The sequence below is a fragment of the Thermomonas sp. genome (genome assembly GCF_019104945.1).
Taxonomy (GTDB): Bacteria; Pseudomonadota; Gammaproteobacteria; order Xanthomonadales; family Xanthomonadaceae; genus Thermomonas.
The window spans coordinates 51,369-68,160 of the sequence record NZ_JAHRWW010000027.1; the positions used below are offsets into that span (position 1 = coordinate 51,369).

Below are 16,792 nucleotides of genomic sequence, written 5' to 3' on the forward strand. Positions count from 1 at the left end.
GCTAAACCAAGATTCGGGTAGTCCTATGTCACCCGCGTTTTTTTCCCGCAATTTTCGTGATTGCATGAACACCACGATGGTGTGACAGGTCGCGGGCAAACAAAAGAACCTGCATACGTATTCATTGCAGCAACCAGCAAAAATCTCGACAAATCCCCTACAAAACTCTTTGCCGATGCAATTAAGACGCGTCTATCGGAACGAAACGCACCGCTGCACCGCCGCCACCTGCAAGCCAAAGACTGAGCACATCACGGCTTGTCACCGTTTTGGATTCGCGAACAAATTTGAAGCGCGCCTCGCCCTTCCAATCTGCGCCATCACCATCGCGATAAATTTCGGCACGATAGGTTTTGCCTACATCGAGGAAGGCCAACGGAAGTGCCAGCGTGCGCGGGTTACGGTCATTCATCGCCCCAATGAACCAAGCAGGCGCGCCGCGCTGCTTACGCGCAATCGCTACGTACTCACCCACTTCACCTGCGAGCACCTTGGTGTCGTCCCAGTCCACGGCCACATCCTTAATAAACTGGAACGCGTCGGCATGTGCGGCATAGTGCTCGGGCAAATCCGCTGCCATCTGGATGGGGCTATAGAGCCCAACGTAAAGCGCGAGCTGCCGCGCCAACGTGCTGGGGATTTCCTGCCCATTGCGTCCGGTCAAACTCAGCACACCCGGCGTGTAATCCATTGGCCCTGCAAGCATGCGCGTGAACACGAGATTGACCTCATGCTCCGGCGGGTTTGGCGGCACTGCCCAAGCGTTGTACTCCATCCCACGTGCGCCTTCACGGGCGATCCAGTTGGGGTAGGTGCGCCGCAGCCCGGTGTCTTTAATCGGCTCATGCGCGTTGATCGCAATATGGCGCTTCGCCGCTTCTTCTGCCACGCGCAAGTGGTGGTTGCTCATCCATTGGCCATCGTGCCATTCCCGCACAACCGGGCCATTTTTAGCATCCTGCCGCTCGATTTGTCCCGCATCGCAAACATAGCCGGTCTTCACCACATCCACGCCGTTGCGTGCATATAGATCAAACGCTGCCCCAAGTTGGCGTTCGTAATGGCTCACCGCACAAGCGGTTTCATGATGGCCAATTAGATGCACACCTTTCTTGGCGGCATACGCGGACAATGCAGGCAAATCAAAATCGGCCGTCGATTTTGTGTAATCAAAACCCCAGCCATTGGCAAACCAATCACCATCCCAACCGGGGTTCCAGCCCTCCACCAACACACCACGAAAACCGTTATCAGCGGCAAAATCGATATAGCGCTTGGTGTTTTCTGTGGTTGCGCCGTGCCTGGGCCCAGTGCCCCAAGTGTCTTGATTCAAATGCATCGACCACCACACGCCCACATATTTCGATGGTTTGAACCAGCTCACATCGCCCAATTTATTGGGCTCATTGAGGTTGAGAATAAGGCTGGATTCCACCAATCCACCCGCATACTCGCTGATTTGCACGCTTCGCCATGGCGAATGGAATGGCAAGGTGCGTACCACGCTCACGCCTTGCTCGCCTCCCGGCGCCAGCTCCGCTCGCAGCCGCTGGCCTTCGCTGCGGCGCAGCCACATGGAGGCGTAGTCCACCAGTGCGGCTTCGTGGATCGAGAGGTGTAACCCAGAATCTGTGCGCAGTGTGATCGGTGTATGCGCCTGCGATACTTCGACTAGCGGCGTGCGGTTATACAGATACTCGTAGCGGTTCCATTCGCCCGCCGGAATCCACCACGCGGTTGCAGGTTTTGCAATCGCAAACTCGGTGTATTCGTCTTGGATTTCCAGATTTTTCAGCGCGGGTTGTTGTGGAAATTCATAGCGGAACCCGAGACCATCGTCATAGACACGAAACACCACATCCATGCGCCGCTTGCCGCGCTGCTTTTCAACAAACGCCGCATGCAGCTCGTTGTAGTGGTTGCGCACAAAGCGGCGCTCCCCCCATGGCTGCTCCCACGTTTCATCAAACGGTGTCGTGGTTTTTTGCGTGAGTGCAAACCCTCCCAATAGATGCGGGCCATTACGCAAACGCAGGCCAAGGCGCGACTCTGCAATAACAGGCACGCCATCACGCAGCACGCGATAACTGATTCTGCCGTCGCCATCCACATCCAGCTGCACATTGATGCGCCCATCGGGTGACGCGACTTGCGCCACCTGTTCCGCCCACACCGTATTGGAGAGCAGGAGCGCGAACGCCAAGGCCATTTGCAATCGCTTCATCACTTCACCTTTCATCTAATGGCACGCAGGCCACGCCGTAGGCGGGGACACATAGTTCACCGGCAATGGGTGTTGACCACTGCACCTCATCCGCAGACAGGTTGAAGACCATCAACAAGCGCTGCTCCGGGTGCTCGCGCACAAACGCCAATAGCTGCGCTGGTGCATCAACGAAATGAATCGCTCCCGTCAACAAAGCAGGCTGTGTTTTACGCCAGTGCAAGAACTTACGAACTGCATGCAAGGTGGAGCCTGCGTCGTCTTCTTGCACCGAAACGCTAAGCAAGCGATGCGCCGGAGGCACCGGCAGCCAAGGTTTGTTCTGGCTAAATCCGGCATCACCCGTGCTCGTCCACGGCATCGGTGTGCGGCAGCCATCGCGGCCTTTGAAGTTCGGCCAAAACGCTTTTCCATAAGGATCTTGCAGCGCTTCAAAAGGCACTTCAGCTTCCGGAAGCCCCAACTCTTCGCCTTGGAAAAGGCATACCGAACCACGCAGCGAGCACACTAATGCCACCAACATTTTTGCAAGTGCCGGGTCAGGGTTTTCACCACCCCAGCGCGTCACCGCACGCTGCACGTCGTGATTGGAAATGGCCCAGCAGGGCCAGCCTTCCAACATTTTTGCTTCCAAAGCCTCTACCGTTTGCCGTATATAGGCAGCGCTGAACTCTTCAGTGAGTAGCTCAAAGCTATAACCCATGTGCAAGCGCTTCGAGGTGCAGTATTCGGCCGTTGTCGCAAGTGAATCTTCTGACGAAATCTCCCCTACCGCGCCCACATCGGGGTAACTGTCCATCAGGGCGCGCACGTCTTCTAGCAACCCCAAATTTTCTGGCTGGGTGTTGTTGTAAATGTGGTACTGAAAGGCATAAGGGTTATCGGCGCTAAACCCACGTCCGGTGCGTAGCTCGGCGGGTTTGGGCGGGTTATCGCGCAGCTGGGCGTCGTGAAACGGGAAATTGATTGAATCCAGCCGAAACCCATCCACACCGCGATCGAGCCAGAACTTCAAATTATCCAACTGCGCCTGACGCACGGCGGGGTTATGAAAGTTCAGTGCGGGCTGCGAGGATAGGAAATTGTGCAAGTAATACTGTCCACGGCGCGGCTCCCACGTCCACGCGACGCCGCCAAAAATCGACATCCAGTTATTCGGCGGGGTCCCGTCGGGCTTGGCGTCTGCCCAGACGAACCAATCGGCTTTGGGGTTGCTGCGGTTTTGCCTGCTCTCACGAAACCATGCGTGCTCGCTAGAGCAGTGCCCCAACACCTGATCAACCATCACCTTCAGCCCAAGGCGATGCGCTTTCTCCAAGACGCGATCAAAATCTTCCAGCGTTCCAAACAGCGGATCAACGCAGCGAAAATCGGCGATGTCGTATCCAAAATCCGCCATGGGTGAAGTAAAGAACGGTGAAACCCAAATGGCGTCCACACCTAGGGAGGCGACATAATCTAGCCGCTCATCAATACCCGGCAGGTCACCCACACCATCGCCGTTGGTGTCGAGAAAGCTACGCGGGTAGATCTGATAGATCACCGCACCGCGCCACCAGTTCTGCACTGTCATCGTTGCTCCACATCCTTGCCTTGAGAGTGGACTATGCCGGTGAATCGCCGCATTTGTAGAGGGTGAGCCGCTTGAATACGTTTACAAGACCAAGTCAGGCTAAGCTGCGCTATATCTAGTGCAGACGCTTCAACGGGACAGGGGAACCCATGCACACCAATGCCACCGCCACCAAACCACAGCTGACGTTCTGGCAAATCTGGAATATGTGCTTCGGCTTTCTCGGCATCCAGTTTGGGTTTGCTTTGCAAAACGCCAATGTCAGCCGAATTTTTCAAACCCTCGGCGCAAGCATGGACAACATCCCCATCCTCTGGGTGGCAGCGCCATTGACGGGTCTGCTGGTGCAGCCCCTCATCGGCTATTGCTCTGATCGCACGTGGACACGCTTGGGCAGACGCCGTCCGTATTTCTTAATTGGTGCCGTACTGTCATCGCTTGCGCTGTTTATATTCCCTAACGTGCCATCGCTATGGATTGCAGCGGGCATGCTGTGGGTGCTGGACGCGTCTATCAATGTGTCGATGGAGCCTTTCCGCGCCTTCGTTGGCGACCAGCTCCCCACTTCCCAGCGCCCTACCGGCTTTGCCATGCAAAGTTTTTTTATCGGTGTCGGCTCGGTGGTGGCCAGTCTGTTGCCTTATTTGCTGGAAAAATTCGGCGTGAGCAATACCGCCGCTGCGGGTGAAATCCCCAACACCGTGCGCTATGCGTTTTATGCGGGTGGTGTTGCACTGCTCGCGGCCATTAGTTGGACCGTGCTTCGCACCCGCGAGTACCCGCCAGAACAATTGGCCCACTGGGACGAAGCCCCGCCCCAACCACGCCGAGCTGGCGGCGAGGGATGGGTACGCACATTGGCGGCCCTCGCCATTGCCTGCGGATTACTGCTTGCTGCTTTCGTAGAAAGCCGCGCACTTGATAAAGCGCTTTACATCCTCTCCGGCCTACTCTGCGGCTTTGGTGCAGCGTTTTTGCTTCGCACCTTCTTGCGTGCGGACAATGCATTTACCCGCATCCTCGACGACGTTCGCGATATGCCCCCAGCAATGACGCAGCTCGCTGTCGTGCAATTTTTCTCTTGGTTCGCGCTATTCGCCATGTGGATCTACACCACTGCGGCGGTGACTGAAACACACTTTGGTAGCACCGACCCGGCATCGGCTGCCTACAACGCGGGGGCTAACTGGGTAGGCGTACTGTTTGCTGCCTATAACGGGTTTGCCGCGCTGGCCGCGATGGTCATCCCATGGATGGCGCGGCGCTTCGGCCTGCGCGGAAGCCACCTCATCAACGCCGTACTGGGTGGTCTAGGCCTGCTCTCCATCAGCTGGATCCGCGACCCGCACTGGCTACTACTCTCTATGGTGGGTGTGGGCTTTGCTTGGGCCTCGATCCTCTCTCTCCCCTACGCCATGCTGTCGGACTCAGTGCCTGCCGCGAAGATGGGCACCTATATGGGCATCTTCAATTTCTTTATCGTCATTCCTCAGCTTGTTGCTGCCAGCTTGCTGGGCTTCATATTGAAAACGCTTCTCGACGGCCATCCCATCAATGCGCTTGCGATTGGCGGCGCCAGCATGATCGTTGCAGGGCTATGCGTACTACGCGTTCGCCTAGCCTCTGAACCATCGGTTTAAGGATTTTTTGAATGCGCACAATGCCTATGCTTACCACCCTTGCCTGTAGCCTGCTGGCCGCCTGTGCAGCGACAGCGTCCAACCCTCCCAGCAAAGAGTATTACGGCACGCTAGAACCTTTCGCCAGCGAAGCGGTGTACTTCGTCATGACCGACCGCTTCGTCAATGGCGACACATCTAACGACCAGCGCGACCAAGGCGGTGCACTGCACACCTTTGATATCCCACTTGCGCCTTGCAACGGCGTGGCAGGCAATATCGGCTACCTCGGTGGCGACTTCAAAGGCATTGCCGATCACCTTGGCTACATTCAAGAGATGGGCTTCACCTCCGTGTGGATCACGCCCATCGTGGACAACCCCGATCAAAGTTTCACTGGCGGCACTGCACCCAGCTGCGGCGGCATTTTGGCCGACAAAGGGAAAACCGGCTATCACGGCTATTGGGGTGTCAACTTCTACAAGGTCGATGAGCATCTCCCCAGCCCAGATATGAGCTTTCGTGACCTTGCCAACGCGATGCACGCCAAAAAATTAAAGCTCGTCCTCGACATCGTAGGCAACCACGGCTCGCCCGCATGGGGCATGGCGTTTAATCAACCCAAGTTCGGCAAAATTTACGACCAACACAATGTCCTGATTGCCGATCATCAAAACCTGCCACCGGAGCAGCTTGATCCTGCCCAGCATCCCTTGCAGCGTTTTTACAATACACGTGGCCCAGTAGATGGCGCCAACGGCTCAATTTTCGACGGTAATCTTGCCCAACTCTCCGATTTTAATGAGCACAATCCTGCCGTATTGGATTATTTAGCCGGTGCTTACGAGCAGTGGATCGAACAAGGCGCTGACGCATTCCGTATCGACACCATCGCGTGGATGCCCGATGCATTTTGGCAACGGTTTACGACACGCATCCGCAGCAAGCACCCAGGCTTTTTTATGTTTGGTGAAGCGTTTGATTACAACGCCAAGACCATTGCACGCCATACATTGCCCGGCCACGGTGAAACCAGTGTGCTTGACTTCCCCATGAAGCAGGCGATGGAAGAAATCTTTGGCCATAAGCAGGCAGGCTTCGAACGCATACGCGAGAGTCTGCATTTGGAAAACGGCCCGTATGCGAACCCCTATGACCTCGCCACGTTTTACGACAACCACGATATGCCACGCCTAGATGCCACCGATGCGGGCTTCATCGATGCGCACAACTGGCTGTTCACCGCACGCGGCATTCCGGTGATTTACTACGGCTCGGAAATGGGCTTTATGCGCGGCCGCCCAGAGCACGGTGGAAATCGAAATTACTTTGGCACTGAAGGTATCGAACAAGCCAAGACAAGCCCCATTCGCAGCGCGCTCACACGCATCGCCAATGTGCGTGCACACTCGCCTGCATTACAGCGCGGGCTGCAGATCAACCTGCAACTTGAAGGCAACCGCGCCGCGTTTTACCGCGTCTATCAACACCAAGGCGTTACGCAAACCGCACTGGTGCTTCTCAATAAGGGCGACGACGCAGCCGCATTTACTATCGACACACTGCTTCAACCGGGCCACTGGCAATCCGCACTGGACGGAACCACGCTTGAGCTAAAACAAGGCCAGTCACTCGGTATTAGTGTGCCGGCTCATGACGTAAAAGTGTTTCTATTGAATGCCCCGATCACCGCGCCCGCACTGACCGCGGCACTTGAGCAAGCCATGCGTCGCGCGCGCCTACCCCACTAGCCGACTAGCCGCCGCTTGATGCACGCACAACAAGCGTTGGCTGCAATACCTGCCCTTGCACCGGCAGGTCGCGCACCAGCTGCAACAGCGTTTGCACGAGCAGTTCCCCAGCGCGCTGGGTGTCTTGCACCACCGTGGTCAGTGGTGGGTTAGAGAAGCGCGCCATCGGTGTGCCATCGAAACCAACAATGGCCACATCCTCTGGCACACGCAGCCCAGCTTCTTTCAGCGCATGCAGCGCGCCGATGGCGATCAAGTCACTGGCTGCGAAAATGGCGTCAAATGCATGCCCACGTGCCAAGAGTGCTTTAGCGGCCTCATAGCCCGCTTCTTCAGTACTAATCGCATCCACCTGTAGCGCTGAGTCTAGCTGCAAGCCCTGCTCGCGCAGCGCCGCATCACAACCAAGATAGCGTGCGTGAAACTCAGGAAAGCGCGACGTTGCATCGCCTAAGAAGGCAATGCGCTTACGCCCGCGTTCCAATAAATGCCGCCCGGCCAGCGCCCCACCCGCGGCATTGTCACAGCCGATGGTGATCCCCGGCTGTTCGGGAAACACATGCCCCCAGCGCACGAAATGCGTTCCTTGTTCAACCAGCCGCGCAAGCGTGCTCTCATAGGCCAAGTAATCACCGTAGCCCAATAAAATAAGCCCATCGGCTTTCATGCTGTCTTCGTAGTCGGCGTGCCAGTCGTCCGAGAGTTGCTGAAACGACACCAGCAAGTCATGCCCATGCTTTGAGCAGGCGCGAGTGATCGAACCTAAGATCGACAGGAAGAACGGGTTGATATGCGAATCATCCGGGGTCGGGTCTTCAAACAGTAGCAGCGCTAGCGTGCCTGCACGCTGCGTGCGCAGACTGGACGCATGCCGATCGACTTTGTAATTTAGTTCACGCACCGCATCTTCTACGCGCTGCCGCGTTTCAGCATTCACTAAAGGGCTACCCGCCAGTACGCGCGATACCGTCGCCTGCGACACGCCTGCACGATGGGCGATATCCAGCGAGGTGATCCGCTTCTTCTTGCGCGAGCGGCGATGGTCGGTCATTGCGCGGCACACACGCGGTTGCGCCCTTCACTTTTTGCGCTATAGAGCGCCATGATCTTGCCCCTGTTTTTCGGACACCCGCCTAAGCAGCATGGCTAGTTCGAACTGCTCTGGGCTGAGATAGCCCAGCGTCGAATGTAGCCGGTTTCGATTGTAGTCCAGCTCGATGTACTCGAACACATGTGCGCGTGCTTGTTCGCGCGTTGCGAAGCGCTCACCATGGATCGCTTCGACCTTCAGGCTATGGCTCCAGCTTTCCATTGCTGCATTGTCGTAACAATTCCCTTTGGCGCTCATACTGGCAATCAAGCCGTGCTGTTCCAACAACGTGCGGTGCTCTTGTGAGCAACCTTCGTCGGTCCAGATGTAGGTGATGTCACCCACCCAAACCTGATTGGGACGCTGCGCTGTGAAGTCCTGCTGCAACAGATTCTCCGCCACGGGCAGCGTATGGTTCGCGTTCGTCGTTGCCTTGTACTTGCGTGCGGCTTTGGCGCGCAGGCCTTGTCGGCGCAGGCTTTGCGCCACTTGGCGCCGACCACGCGCAAGATGGCGCGCCAGCCGCGGGGCACCGGCACGGCCTTTACGTGCATGGAACGCGGACTTCACTTGGCAGACAGACCCAGTTCGCACTAATCAGGTAATTTTTACATCAAACATGACTTATAGCGTCACTTATGTAAAAATAACGACCACATATCACTAATAAATGACTCTCATGTCTCTCAAAGTCACCTCCCTTTTAATATTCTTATCAGTCCTCTTCCCAAGCATTTCTTATTCACAAAACTCAAGCAACACTAAAAACACGGCTAGAGGCGCATCCCCTACGACTGAAAATGCAGTCCCTATGAAGAAAAGTACGCAACAAGCGTCAGCCGAGAATAAGCAAGAAAAAAATCGTAGAGGCACCTCAACTGAAAAATATCCTGCCGTTGAGTATGAATTTCAGCCACACTTCGGCATTCGGGTTATTTGGTCTGCATCACAAGTGGACTAATTGGGGCCTGAACAACGCCATCTTTTGAAATGTGCTAAGCACTTATTTCAAAGTGCTTAGCACACGCCATTACGCAATTTTTAAGCCGGTGCTATGCTGCCCTCAACGCCCTAACTCGTCCCTCTCATGCAGACCACTAGCGCAATGATGCTTCCCGAACGTAGCCCCCTTTGGAAGGTGTTCTGGCTGTATGGCGTGTTGCCTAGTAACCTACTGTGGCTGGCCGTTGCATGGCTGGTGGATCACCACCAACGCCCCGGCCTTACGCTGCTGCTGCTGGCGGCGCTGCTTGGCTACACGAGCTGGATCGTTCCCGCCGTATGGAAAGCGGCCCCAAACGTCAAAGACCCGCGCTATAGCGTGATGGCGCAAGCCCTCACCGTTGTTTGGGCGATCAACACCGTGCTTATCGTGTTCTTTTTAGGCCTGCAAATGCTGCGCACGCTGATGGCGGGCTAAGCCCGTCAGCGCGCTAGACCCATCAACCGAACTGCAGCACGTTGCCACTGCGATCGAACGTCGCAAACTGCGCCACTTGGCCGTTATTCACCGCATTCACCATAAACCGTAGTGGCTGCGCGGCTTCATCGGCACTGGGCGCAACACCGGCGCGGCCAGCAAGGCTGCCCACAAACACCATATCCCAGGTTTGCCCGGTGGCTTCCGACTCGGCCACCAGCGCATCAAAACTGGCGATTTCGCTTGGCGCTTTATCCACACACAGGCTAGGCGTAAGCGTGCCACCTTCGCGGCTTTCAAACCGTGCAATCTGCTCGGCCGTGGCGTTTTGCGGTAGCTCCACCTTGGCAAACACAAACAGCAGGCGCTGCGGCTCAGGCTGTTGATGGGCGGCATCGAGCAGGTCTTGGAACGTAGAAAGCGACATCATTTGGCCTCACTGAACTGTGGCATAAGGGTACATGCAGATGGGGCGAGAAAAATTGACTGCGATCAAACACGCCTCGCCCGAGAGGGGCTAATCTTCCCTCAAGCAATACCTCCAAGCCCGCCTGCCTAAGTTCTTACGAATATGGCAGACGGGCCGTAGCCCTCGGGCTACCGGGCCGGAATTGGAAACAACCCAGCCTCCCGTATTTGGACTGGAGCACAACATGGCAACCCTTGTGGACGGCTTCGGCCGGTCCTTCCCTTACCTCCGGCTCTCGCTCACCGAGGCCTGCAATTACCGCTGCAGCTATTGCCTGCCGAATGGTTATCAGGCCAACGGACGGCCAACGTTTCTTACCTTAGAAGAAATTCAGCGCCTCGTGCGCGCGTTTGCCGCTTTGGGAATGCGCAAAATCCGCCTGACCGGCGGTGAACCCAGCCTGCGCAAAGACCTACCTTCGATTATCGCGGCGGTGTCCTCCGCCCCCGGCGTCTCTAAAATCGCCCTCACCACCAACGGCTGCCTGCTGCCGAAACACGTTGGTATTTGGCGCGAAGCCGGGCTAACCGCACTGAATGTAAGCCTTGATAGCCTGCAACCGGCGCGCTTTGCCGCGATTACCGGCCACGACCGTTTTGCCGAAGTCACAAAAGGCGTGGAAATGGCGCTGGGGCTGGGCTTTGATGCCGTTAAGCTCAACGCCGTACTGCTGCGCAGCCTGAATGACGACGAGCTACCGGCATGGATGGAGTACCTGCGCGAGCGCGATATCGCAATTCGCTTTATCGAGCTGATGCGCACCGGCGATAACAAAGACTATTTTGAACGCCACCACTACCGCGCCGAGGCGCTGGAAGAGCAGCTGATTCAAAACGGCTGGACGCAAACCCCACGCGCGCCCGACGCTGGGCCTGCGCGCGAATACGCCCACCCAAACTACCAAGGGCGTATCGGCATCATTGCCCCCTATTCCAAAGACTTCTGCGCGGGCTGCAACCGCCTACGCGTTACCGCGCGCGGCGACCTGCGGCTATGCCTGTTCGGTGATTTTGGCATCCCGCTGCGCCCCCTGTTGCAGTCTGATGCCGACCACGATGCCTTGGTGGCAAAAATCGCCACCCAACTCGGGCTAAAAGCCGCCGGACATGGCCTGCATCAAGGGCAAACCGGCATCACTCCTCACCTTGCTTCCATCGGCGGCTAACCATGACCCAACAACGCGACGCGGCCTTTTATATGGCCGACATCCGCAATAAGCGCCCCACCCGTCGCCGTGCGGTGGCGGTGGGCGAATTTCTGCCCGGTGCCGAAGCCTTTGCCACCGTGATCGAACGCCGCCTACCCAAGGGCGATGCGCTGGTGATGGCAGAAATTGCTGGCCTGCAGGGCGCCAAAATGGCCTCCATGCTGATGCCGCTGTGCCACCCCATTTCATTGGAACTAGTGCGGGTGCGCTGCGTGCCGGTGCCCGAACGCCACGCCATCCGTGTGTATTGCGAATGCGCTCTGGAAGCGCGTACTGGCGTGGAAATGGAAGCACTGGCGGGGGTCAATGCGGCCCTGCTCACACTGTACGACCTGACCAAGCCGGTGGAGCCAGCACTGTCGATCTCAGCGATCCGCCTGCTCTTTAAGGAAGGCGGCAAGAAGGGGCTGTGGATCCACCCAGACGGTATGACCGAGGACGAACGCGCGCACTACCAGCCGCGCCCGTTGGCACCGCTTGCAGGCGTACCCTGCGCGGTCATCACCCTCAGCGACCGCGCCAGCGAAGGCCACTATGAAGACCGCTCTGGCCCCGTGCTGGTGGAGGCCTTGCGCAAATTAAATGCAGATGTGACGCATATTGAGGTGCTCCCAGATGGCCTTGACCCGTTGACTGAACGTCTGCGCAAGCTGACAGACCAAGGCCTGCGGCTGTGCCTATGCACCGGCGGCACTGGCCTTGGCGCGCGCGACGTAACCCCTGAAGCCCTGCAGCTAGTGGCCGACCGCCGCGTGGACGGCCTAGCCGAAATGATCCGCAGCGAAAGCGCCAAGCACACCCAGCTTGCCTGGCTCAGCCGCGCCGAGGTGGTGCAAGTGGGGCAGATGCTGGTCATCGCCCTGCCGGGCAGCCCACGCGCCGCGCAGCAATGCATGGACATCCTCGCCCCCCTACTGGCCCATGCACTCGCAATGATCGACGGTGGCCAACACCCATGATCGGCTATTCCGAAGCACTCAGCATTATTTTGCGCGAAACACTCGCACTGCCCGTACAGCGTGGCCTGCCGCTGCAGGGCCAAGTGCTGGCCGAGGACGTGCGCAGCGGCGAAGATCTGCCGCCCTTCGATAACTCGGCTATGGACGGGTTTGCGCTGTGCGTGGACGCTGCAGGTGCCACCGCTGGAACAGCCTATCCGGTGGCCGGTGCGCAGGCCGCAGGCGATCTGCACACGCAGGCAAGCGGCGGCGCGTGGGAAATCATGACCGGCGCGCGCCTACCCGACGGCCTGAACGCAGTGATTCCGGTTGAACAGGTAGAAATTCTCTCCAGCGATGCCAGCGGCAAACCGACGCGCATTCGCCTATTGGCCGACGTACCGCCAGGCCAACATGTGCGTTTGCATGGCGAAGACGTGCGCAAGGGCGATATCACCCTGCGTGCAGGCACCCGCCTTTCAGCCCCCGAATTGATGCTCTTAGCCTCTCTTGGCGTGGCTGAAGTCACCGCGCGGCGCGCGCCCAAAGTGGCGCTCATCAACACTGGCCGCGAGTTAGTGGATGACCCCGCGCAGCCGCTGAGCTCTGGCGAGATTCGCAATAGCAATGGCCCCTATCTTGCCCAGCGTCTGCAGGACGCGGGCGCGTCCGTGGCGCTGCGCGAAACGGTGAGCGACGATGCCGACTCCTTTTTAGCTACGCTCCAGCGTGCGCTCGCGGCCGGTGCCGACGTGGTGCTAAGTACGGGTGCGGTATCGATGGGGCGCTACGATTTCGTCCCCGACGCACTGCGTAGCCTCGGCGCAACCCTGCATTTTCATAAAGTCCGCATTCGCCCCGGCAAACCGCTGCTGTTTGCCACCCTGCCCGGCGGCCAACTCTTTTTTGGCCTACCCGGCAACCCCGTGTCCAGTGCGGTGGGGCTGCGCTTTTTTGTTGAACCTGCGCTGCGTGCACTCATCGGGCTTGCGCCAGAACGCCCGCTGCGCCTGCCACTAAGCACACCCTACCGTAAGCGCCACGCACTGCGCTTCCACCTTAAAGGCCGCGTGGGCATCAGCAGCACCGGCCAACTGGAAGCGCGGGTGCTGCCCGGGCAGGAATCATTCCGCATCGCGCCGCTGATCCACAGCAATGCATGGATCGTGATTGACGAGCAAGCGCAAGACCTCGCAGAAGGCGCGCTGGTGGACGTGTATGGGCTTGGGCATCTGCTTGGCCTGCAACTAGAAGGACACACCGCATGAAGGTTGAAGTCAAACTGTTTGGCGCGTTTCGCGACCACCAACCCGACCCCTTGGTAGAACTGGAACTGAGTGATGGCGCCACCATCACCGACCTGCGCCATGCGCTAGAAGCCTACGGCAACGCGCACTGGCCCAAGTTCTGCCCAAAGCTGCTGAAATACTCCGCATTTGCTAGTGAAAAGGCCGTGCTGCGCGACACCGACGCCATTCCCGCCGATGGCAAAATGGCGGTGCTGCCGCCGGTCAGCGGAGGCTAAACCATGAGCGCCCACCACTGCACCGTTGTGGACATTGCCGAAGGCAAACTCGACCCCGCCGCCGCTCTGGACTTCGTTTCCGACCCTGCATTCGGCGGCATCACGCTGTTTGTTGGCCGCGTACGCGACTTCAACGTGGGCCGCGATGTCACCGGCATCAGCTACGACATGTTCGTGCCGTTGGCGCTCAATGGTTTTGCCGACATCGCCGCACGCGCCGAGCACGACTTCGGCGGCAAACTCAAACTCTACATCGGCCACGCCAAGGGCCGGTTAGGTCTTGGCGATCTGGCAATGGTAGTGGCCGCCGGTACCCCGCACCGCGATGAAGCCTTCCGCGCCTGCCGCCAAGTGGTGGAAGCGGTGAAACACACCAGCCCGATCTGGAAGCAAGAGCACTACATCGACGGCGATAGCATCTGGAGCGAAGGCTGCTCACTCTGCGAACACACCGACAGCGCACACGCCCAGCATGACCACGCCTGAGCCAATGTGGACCGGGCTTGTGCTGGCGGGCGGCCGCTCCAGCCGTATGGGCCAAGACAAAGCCGCCCTGCTTTGGCAGGGCAAGCCTCTGCTGCAGCATATGCAAGCCCTGTTGCACGCTGCAGGTGCACAGCGCGTGGTAGTAAGCGGAAATTATCCGGAAGAAAATGGCATTCCTGATCTTATTTCCGAGCTTGGCCCCTTGGGCGGGCTCACCAGTGTGGCGAGCGCGCTCCCCGATGGCCCACTCCTGATTGTTCCGGTGGATATGCCGCAACTCACGCCAGAATTGCTCACCACCCTCGCCCAGCGCCCTGAACACTGCCTGTGCTATGCCGAACACATGCTGCCGATGCGCCTGCAGTTAGACGCCACATCACGCCAGTTCTTGAGCACCTGCGCCCAGCGCCCACCACGCGAACGCTCGCTGCACGCCCTACACGCCGCGCTGCAGGGGCAATTCCTCGCCATTCCAGAAGGCGCTTTGGCGCAGCTGCATAACGTCAACACCCCGGAACAGTGGCAGGAGGCAACGGCATGAAGGTGCAACTGCAACAGCAAACCTTGCGTCTGCGTATCAGCGAACACGAACTCGCCCAATTACTCGCCGGCGGCGAAGTCAGCAACCTCACCCGCATTACGCCCACCGTGGCCTACAGCTTCAACCTCTGCTTGACCAAGGAAGTAGAACCCACCCTAGTGGGCAGCTCCGGCTGCTGGTGGTTCCACCTACCTCAGCGCCCACTGCAGGACTATGTCGCCACCCTACCCAATCGCCACGGACTAGAGTTCCCCATTAACGTTGGCCAAAATGAAACGCTGCAGGTAGAGATCGAAGTTGACGTACGCGACAGCGTGCGCAGCCGGGGCGGAAAAAAGCGCGACTAAAGTTTCACAAGAAACATTAACGAGCCTGGGCTCGCCCTCAAAATTTGATACCAATCAAAAAGCACTCCCGCAAAATCATGCACTCTGTGCCGTATGGTGTTGCCGCGTTTTAGCCCGCTTGGGCGCGCCAATACGAAGGTTCCCCCCGTACAGGCAAGTTACATGAGCGCTCAAATGGCAGAAAAGCCGCGCAACATTGGTTCCTTGATCCACGATTGGCACCCGGAAGACGCGGCCTTTTGGGCGCATACCGGCAACCGGATCGCCAACCGCAATCTTACTATTTCTATCCCGGCGCTGCTGCTGGCATTTGCCATCTGGCAGATGTTTTCGGCGGTGGCCATCAGCCTGCCGCAAGTGGGCTTTCAGTTCGATACCAATGAGCTGTTCTGGCTGGCGGCGCTACCTGCGCTATCGGGTGCCACCTTCCGTATTTTTTATTCGTTCGTGGTGCCCATGTTCGGCGGCCGCCGCTGGACAGCCATTGCCACCGCCTCGCTGATTATCCCAGCAGTTTGGCTGGGCATTGCCGTGCAGGATGTATCCACACCGTATTGGCACTTCGTGGCGATCGCCATTTTGTGTGGCTTTGGTGGTGGCAATTTCTCGTCGTCGATGTCCAATATCTCGTTCTTCTACCCCAAGGCCAAGCAGGGCTTTGCGCTGGGCATGAACGCAGGCCTCGGCAATTTGGGCGTCTCCGCTACCCAGTTTGTCATTCCGCTGGTCATCACCTTTGGGTTATTTGGTGCAGCCGTGGGCGGCCCGCAGCTGGGTGCCGATGGCAAAGAATTTTTCCTGCAGAACGCAGGGTTTGTGTGGGTGCCGTTTCTTGTGATTGTGGCGGTGGCAGCGTGGTTTGGCATGCATGACCTCGCCGCGGCGCGTTCTTCGTTTGCTGAGCAAGCGGTGATCTTCAAGCGCAAGCACAATTGGCTGATGTGCTGGTTGTACATCGGCACGTTCGGCTCGTTTATTGGCTTCTCGGCGGCCATGCCCATGTTGACCAAGACCCAGTTCCCCGACGTTAACCCGATGACGTATGCCTTCCTTGGCCCGCTGGTGGGCGCGCTGATGCGCTCGGCCGGTGGCTGGCTGGCGGATAAGCTGGGCGGCGCACTGCTGACCTTCTGGGTGTTCGCATTGATGATCGTCGGTGTGTTTGGGGTGCTGCACTTCCTGCCCGACCACGCAGGTAATGGCGGCAATTTTTACGGTTTCCTCGGCAGCTTCCTTGTGCTGTTTGTACTGTCGGGCATCGGTAATGCCTCCACCTTCCGCATGATCCCGGTGATCTTCCGCACCCTGCACGGGCGCTGGTCGGCCAACGAGAATGCCGAGGGCAAGGCCGCCTCCACGCGTCAGGCCGGCATCGAATCGGCCGCAGTGATTGGCTTTAGTTCGGCCATTGGCGCCTACGGCGGCTTCTTTATTCCCAAGAGCTTCGGCTCATCGATCGCTTGGACCGGCGGCCCAGAAATGGCGCTGTACGGCTTCGTTGGTTTTTACGCCACCTGTTTGGTGGTGACGTGGTGGTGGTACTTCCGTCGCGGCGCCGAAACGCCGTGCTGATACATAGAAAGATAAGCCAGCTCCACAGCC

Annotated in this window: 16 protein-coding genes, 1 pseudogene and 1 riboswitch; of the genes and pseudogenes, 12 read left to right on the top strand and 5 right to left on the bottom strand. The window is 58.2% G+C overall.

Annotated features, from left to right (window positions below; genetic code table 11):
• Positions 1–181 precede the first annotated feature (181 nt).
• Together KUL77_RS07385 and KUL77_RS07390 are read right to left on the bottom strand one after the other, a co-directional pair.
• Positions 182–2,209, bottom strand: a complete 2,028-nt coding sequence (locus KUL77_RS07385; RefSeq protein WP_297145233.1) for a glycoside hydrolase family 97 protein — start codon at positions 2,207–2,209, stop codon at positions 182–184.
• A 19-nt stretch (positions 2,210–2,228) separates the two neighbouring features.
• Complete coding sequence (locus KUL77_RS07390) at positions 2,229–3,797, bottom strand: alpha-glucosidase (protein ID WP_297145157.1); 1,569 nt, start codon at positions 3,795–3,797, stop codon at positions 2,229–2,231.
• A 149-nt stretch (positions 3,798–3,946) separates the two neighbouring features.
• Here KUL77_RS07390 and KUL77_RS07395 point away from each other — a divergent pair, with 149 nt between their 5' ends.
• On the top strand, positions 3,947–5,437 hold the full coding sequence (locus KUL77_RS07395; protein WP_297145159.1) for an MFS transporter: 1,491 nt from the start codon (positions 3,947–3,949) through the stop codon (positions 5,435–5,437).
• A 26-nt stretch (positions 5,438–5,463) separates the two neighbouring features.
• A complete protein-coding gene (locus KUL77_RS07400; protein ID WP_297145236.1) occupies positions 5,464–7,167 on the top strand; it encodes an alpha-amylase family glycosyl hydrolase in 1,704 nt (567 codons plus the stop codon).
• Positions 7,168–7,171: 4 nt separating this feature from the next.
• Here the strand turns inward: KUL77_RS07400 and KUL77_RS07405 are convergent, their stop codons facing one another.
• Together KUL77_RS07405 and KUL77_RS07410 are read right to left on the bottom strand one after the other, a co-directional pair.
• The gene (locus tag KUL77_RS07405) at positions 7,172–8,218 is read right to left on the bottom strand and encodes a LacI family DNA-binding transcriptional regulator (RefSeq protein WP_297145161.1); all 1,047 of its coding nucleotides are present in this window, start codon (positions 8,216–8,218) and stop codon (positions 7,172–7,174) included.
• A gap of 39 nt (positions 8,219–8,257) precedes the next feature.
• Positions 8,258–8,827: pseudogene (locus KUL77_RS07410) on the bottom strand (IS3 family transposase); the annotation flags it as partial.
• A 109-nt stretch (positions 8,828–8,936) separates the two neighbouring features.
• Here KUL77_RS07410 and KUL77_RS07415 point away from each other — a divergent pair.
• Together KUL77_RS07415 and KUL77_RS07420 are read left to right on the top strand one after the other, a co-directional pair.
• On the top strand, positions 8,937–9,218 hold the full coding sequence (locus KUL77_RS07415) for a hypothetical protein (RefSeq protein ID WP_297145163.1): 282 nt from the start codon (positions 8,937–8,939) through the stop codon (positions 9,216–9,218).
• 144 nt (positions 9,219–9,362) lie between these two features.
• Positions 9,363–9,677, top strand: coding sequence for a hypothetical protein (locus KUL77_RS07420; protein ID WP_297145164.1), 315 nt, complete (start codon positions 9,363–9,365; stop codon positions 9,675–9,677).
• Between the two features lie 22 nt (positions 9,678–9,699).
• Here the strand turns inward: KUL77_RS07420 and KUL77_RS07425 are convergent, their stop codons facing one another.
• Positions 9,700–10,104 carry a ribonucleotide reductase subunit alpha gene (locus tag KUL77_RS07425; protein ID WP_343231544.1) on the bottom strand — a complete coding sequence of 135 codons (405 nt, stop codon included), beginning with the start codon at positions 10,102–10,104 and terminating at the stop codon, positions 9,700–9,702.
• 100 nt (positions 10,105–10,204) lie between these two features.
• A riboswitch (molybdenum cofactor riboswitch) is annotated at positions 10,205–10,339 on the top strand.
• On the opposite strand from KUL77_RS07425, the gene moaA reads away from it, so the two are divergent.
• The 8 genes from moaA to KUL77_RS07465 all read left to right on the top strand — a co-directional run bounded on the left by moaA (position 10,331) and on the right by KUL77_RS07465 (position 16,762).
• Positions 10,331–11,311: a GTP 3',8-cyclase MoaA gene (gene moaA, locus KUL77_RS07430; protein WP_297145168.1), complete on the top strand. Its 981-nt coding sequence runs from the start codon at positions 10,331–10,333 to the stop codon at positions 11,309–11,311. Its footprint overlaps the riboswitch before it by 9 nt.
• Positions 11,312–11,313: 2 nt before the next feature.
• Complete coding sequence (gene moaCB / locus KUL77_RS07435) at positions 11,314–12,312, top strand: bifunctional molybdenum cofactor biosynthesis protein MoaC/MoaB (RefSeq protein ID WP_297145170.1); 999 nt, start codon at positions 11,314–11,316, stop codon at positions 12,310–12,312.
• Entirely contained in the window at positions 12,309–13,559 is a 1,251-nt protein-coding gene (gene glp, locus KUL77_RS07440; protein WP_297145173.1) for a gephyrin-like molybdotransferase Glp, read from the top strand. Before moaCB ends, glp begins: the two co-directional genes overlap by 4 nt.
• Positions 13,556–13,816, top strand: coding sequence for a MoaD/ThiS family protein (locus KUL77_RS07445; protein WP_297145176.1), 261 nt, complete (start codon positions 13,556–13,558; stop codon positions 13,814–13,816). The genes glp and KUL77_RS07445 overlap by 4 nt, the downstream gene beginning before the upstream one ends.
• A 3-nt stretch (positions 13,817–13,819) precedes the next feature.
• A complete protein-coding gene (locus KUL77_RS07450) occupies positions 13,820–14,302 on the top strand; it encodes a molybdenum cofactor biosynthesis protein MoaE (protein WP_297145180.1) in 483 nt (160 codons plus the stop codon).
• Positions 14,289–14,843: a molybdenum cofactor guanylyltransferase gene (locus tag KUL77_RS07455; protein WP_297145184.1), complete on the top strand. Its 555-nt coding sequence runs from the start codon at positions 14,289–14,291 to the stop codon at positions 14,841–14,843. Before KUL77_RS07450 ends, KUL77_RS07455 begins: the two co-directional genes overlap by 14 nt.
• A complete protein-coding gene (locus tag KUL77_RS07460; RefSeq protein ID WP_297145186.1) occupies positions 14,840–15,190 on the top strand; it encodes a hypothetical protein in 351 nt (116 codons plus the stop codon). Before KUL77_RS07455 ends, KUL77_RS07460 begins: the two co-directional genes overlap by 4 nt.
• A 162-nt stretch (positions 15,191–15,352) precedes the next feature.
• Positions 15,353–16,762: a NarK family nitrate/nitrite MFS transporter gene (locus KUL77_RS07465; protein WP_297145189.1), complete on the top strand. Its 1,410-nt coding sequence runs from the start codon at positions 15,353–15,355 to the stop codon at positions 16,760–16,762.
• Positions 16,763–16,792 lie beyond the last annotated feature (30 nt).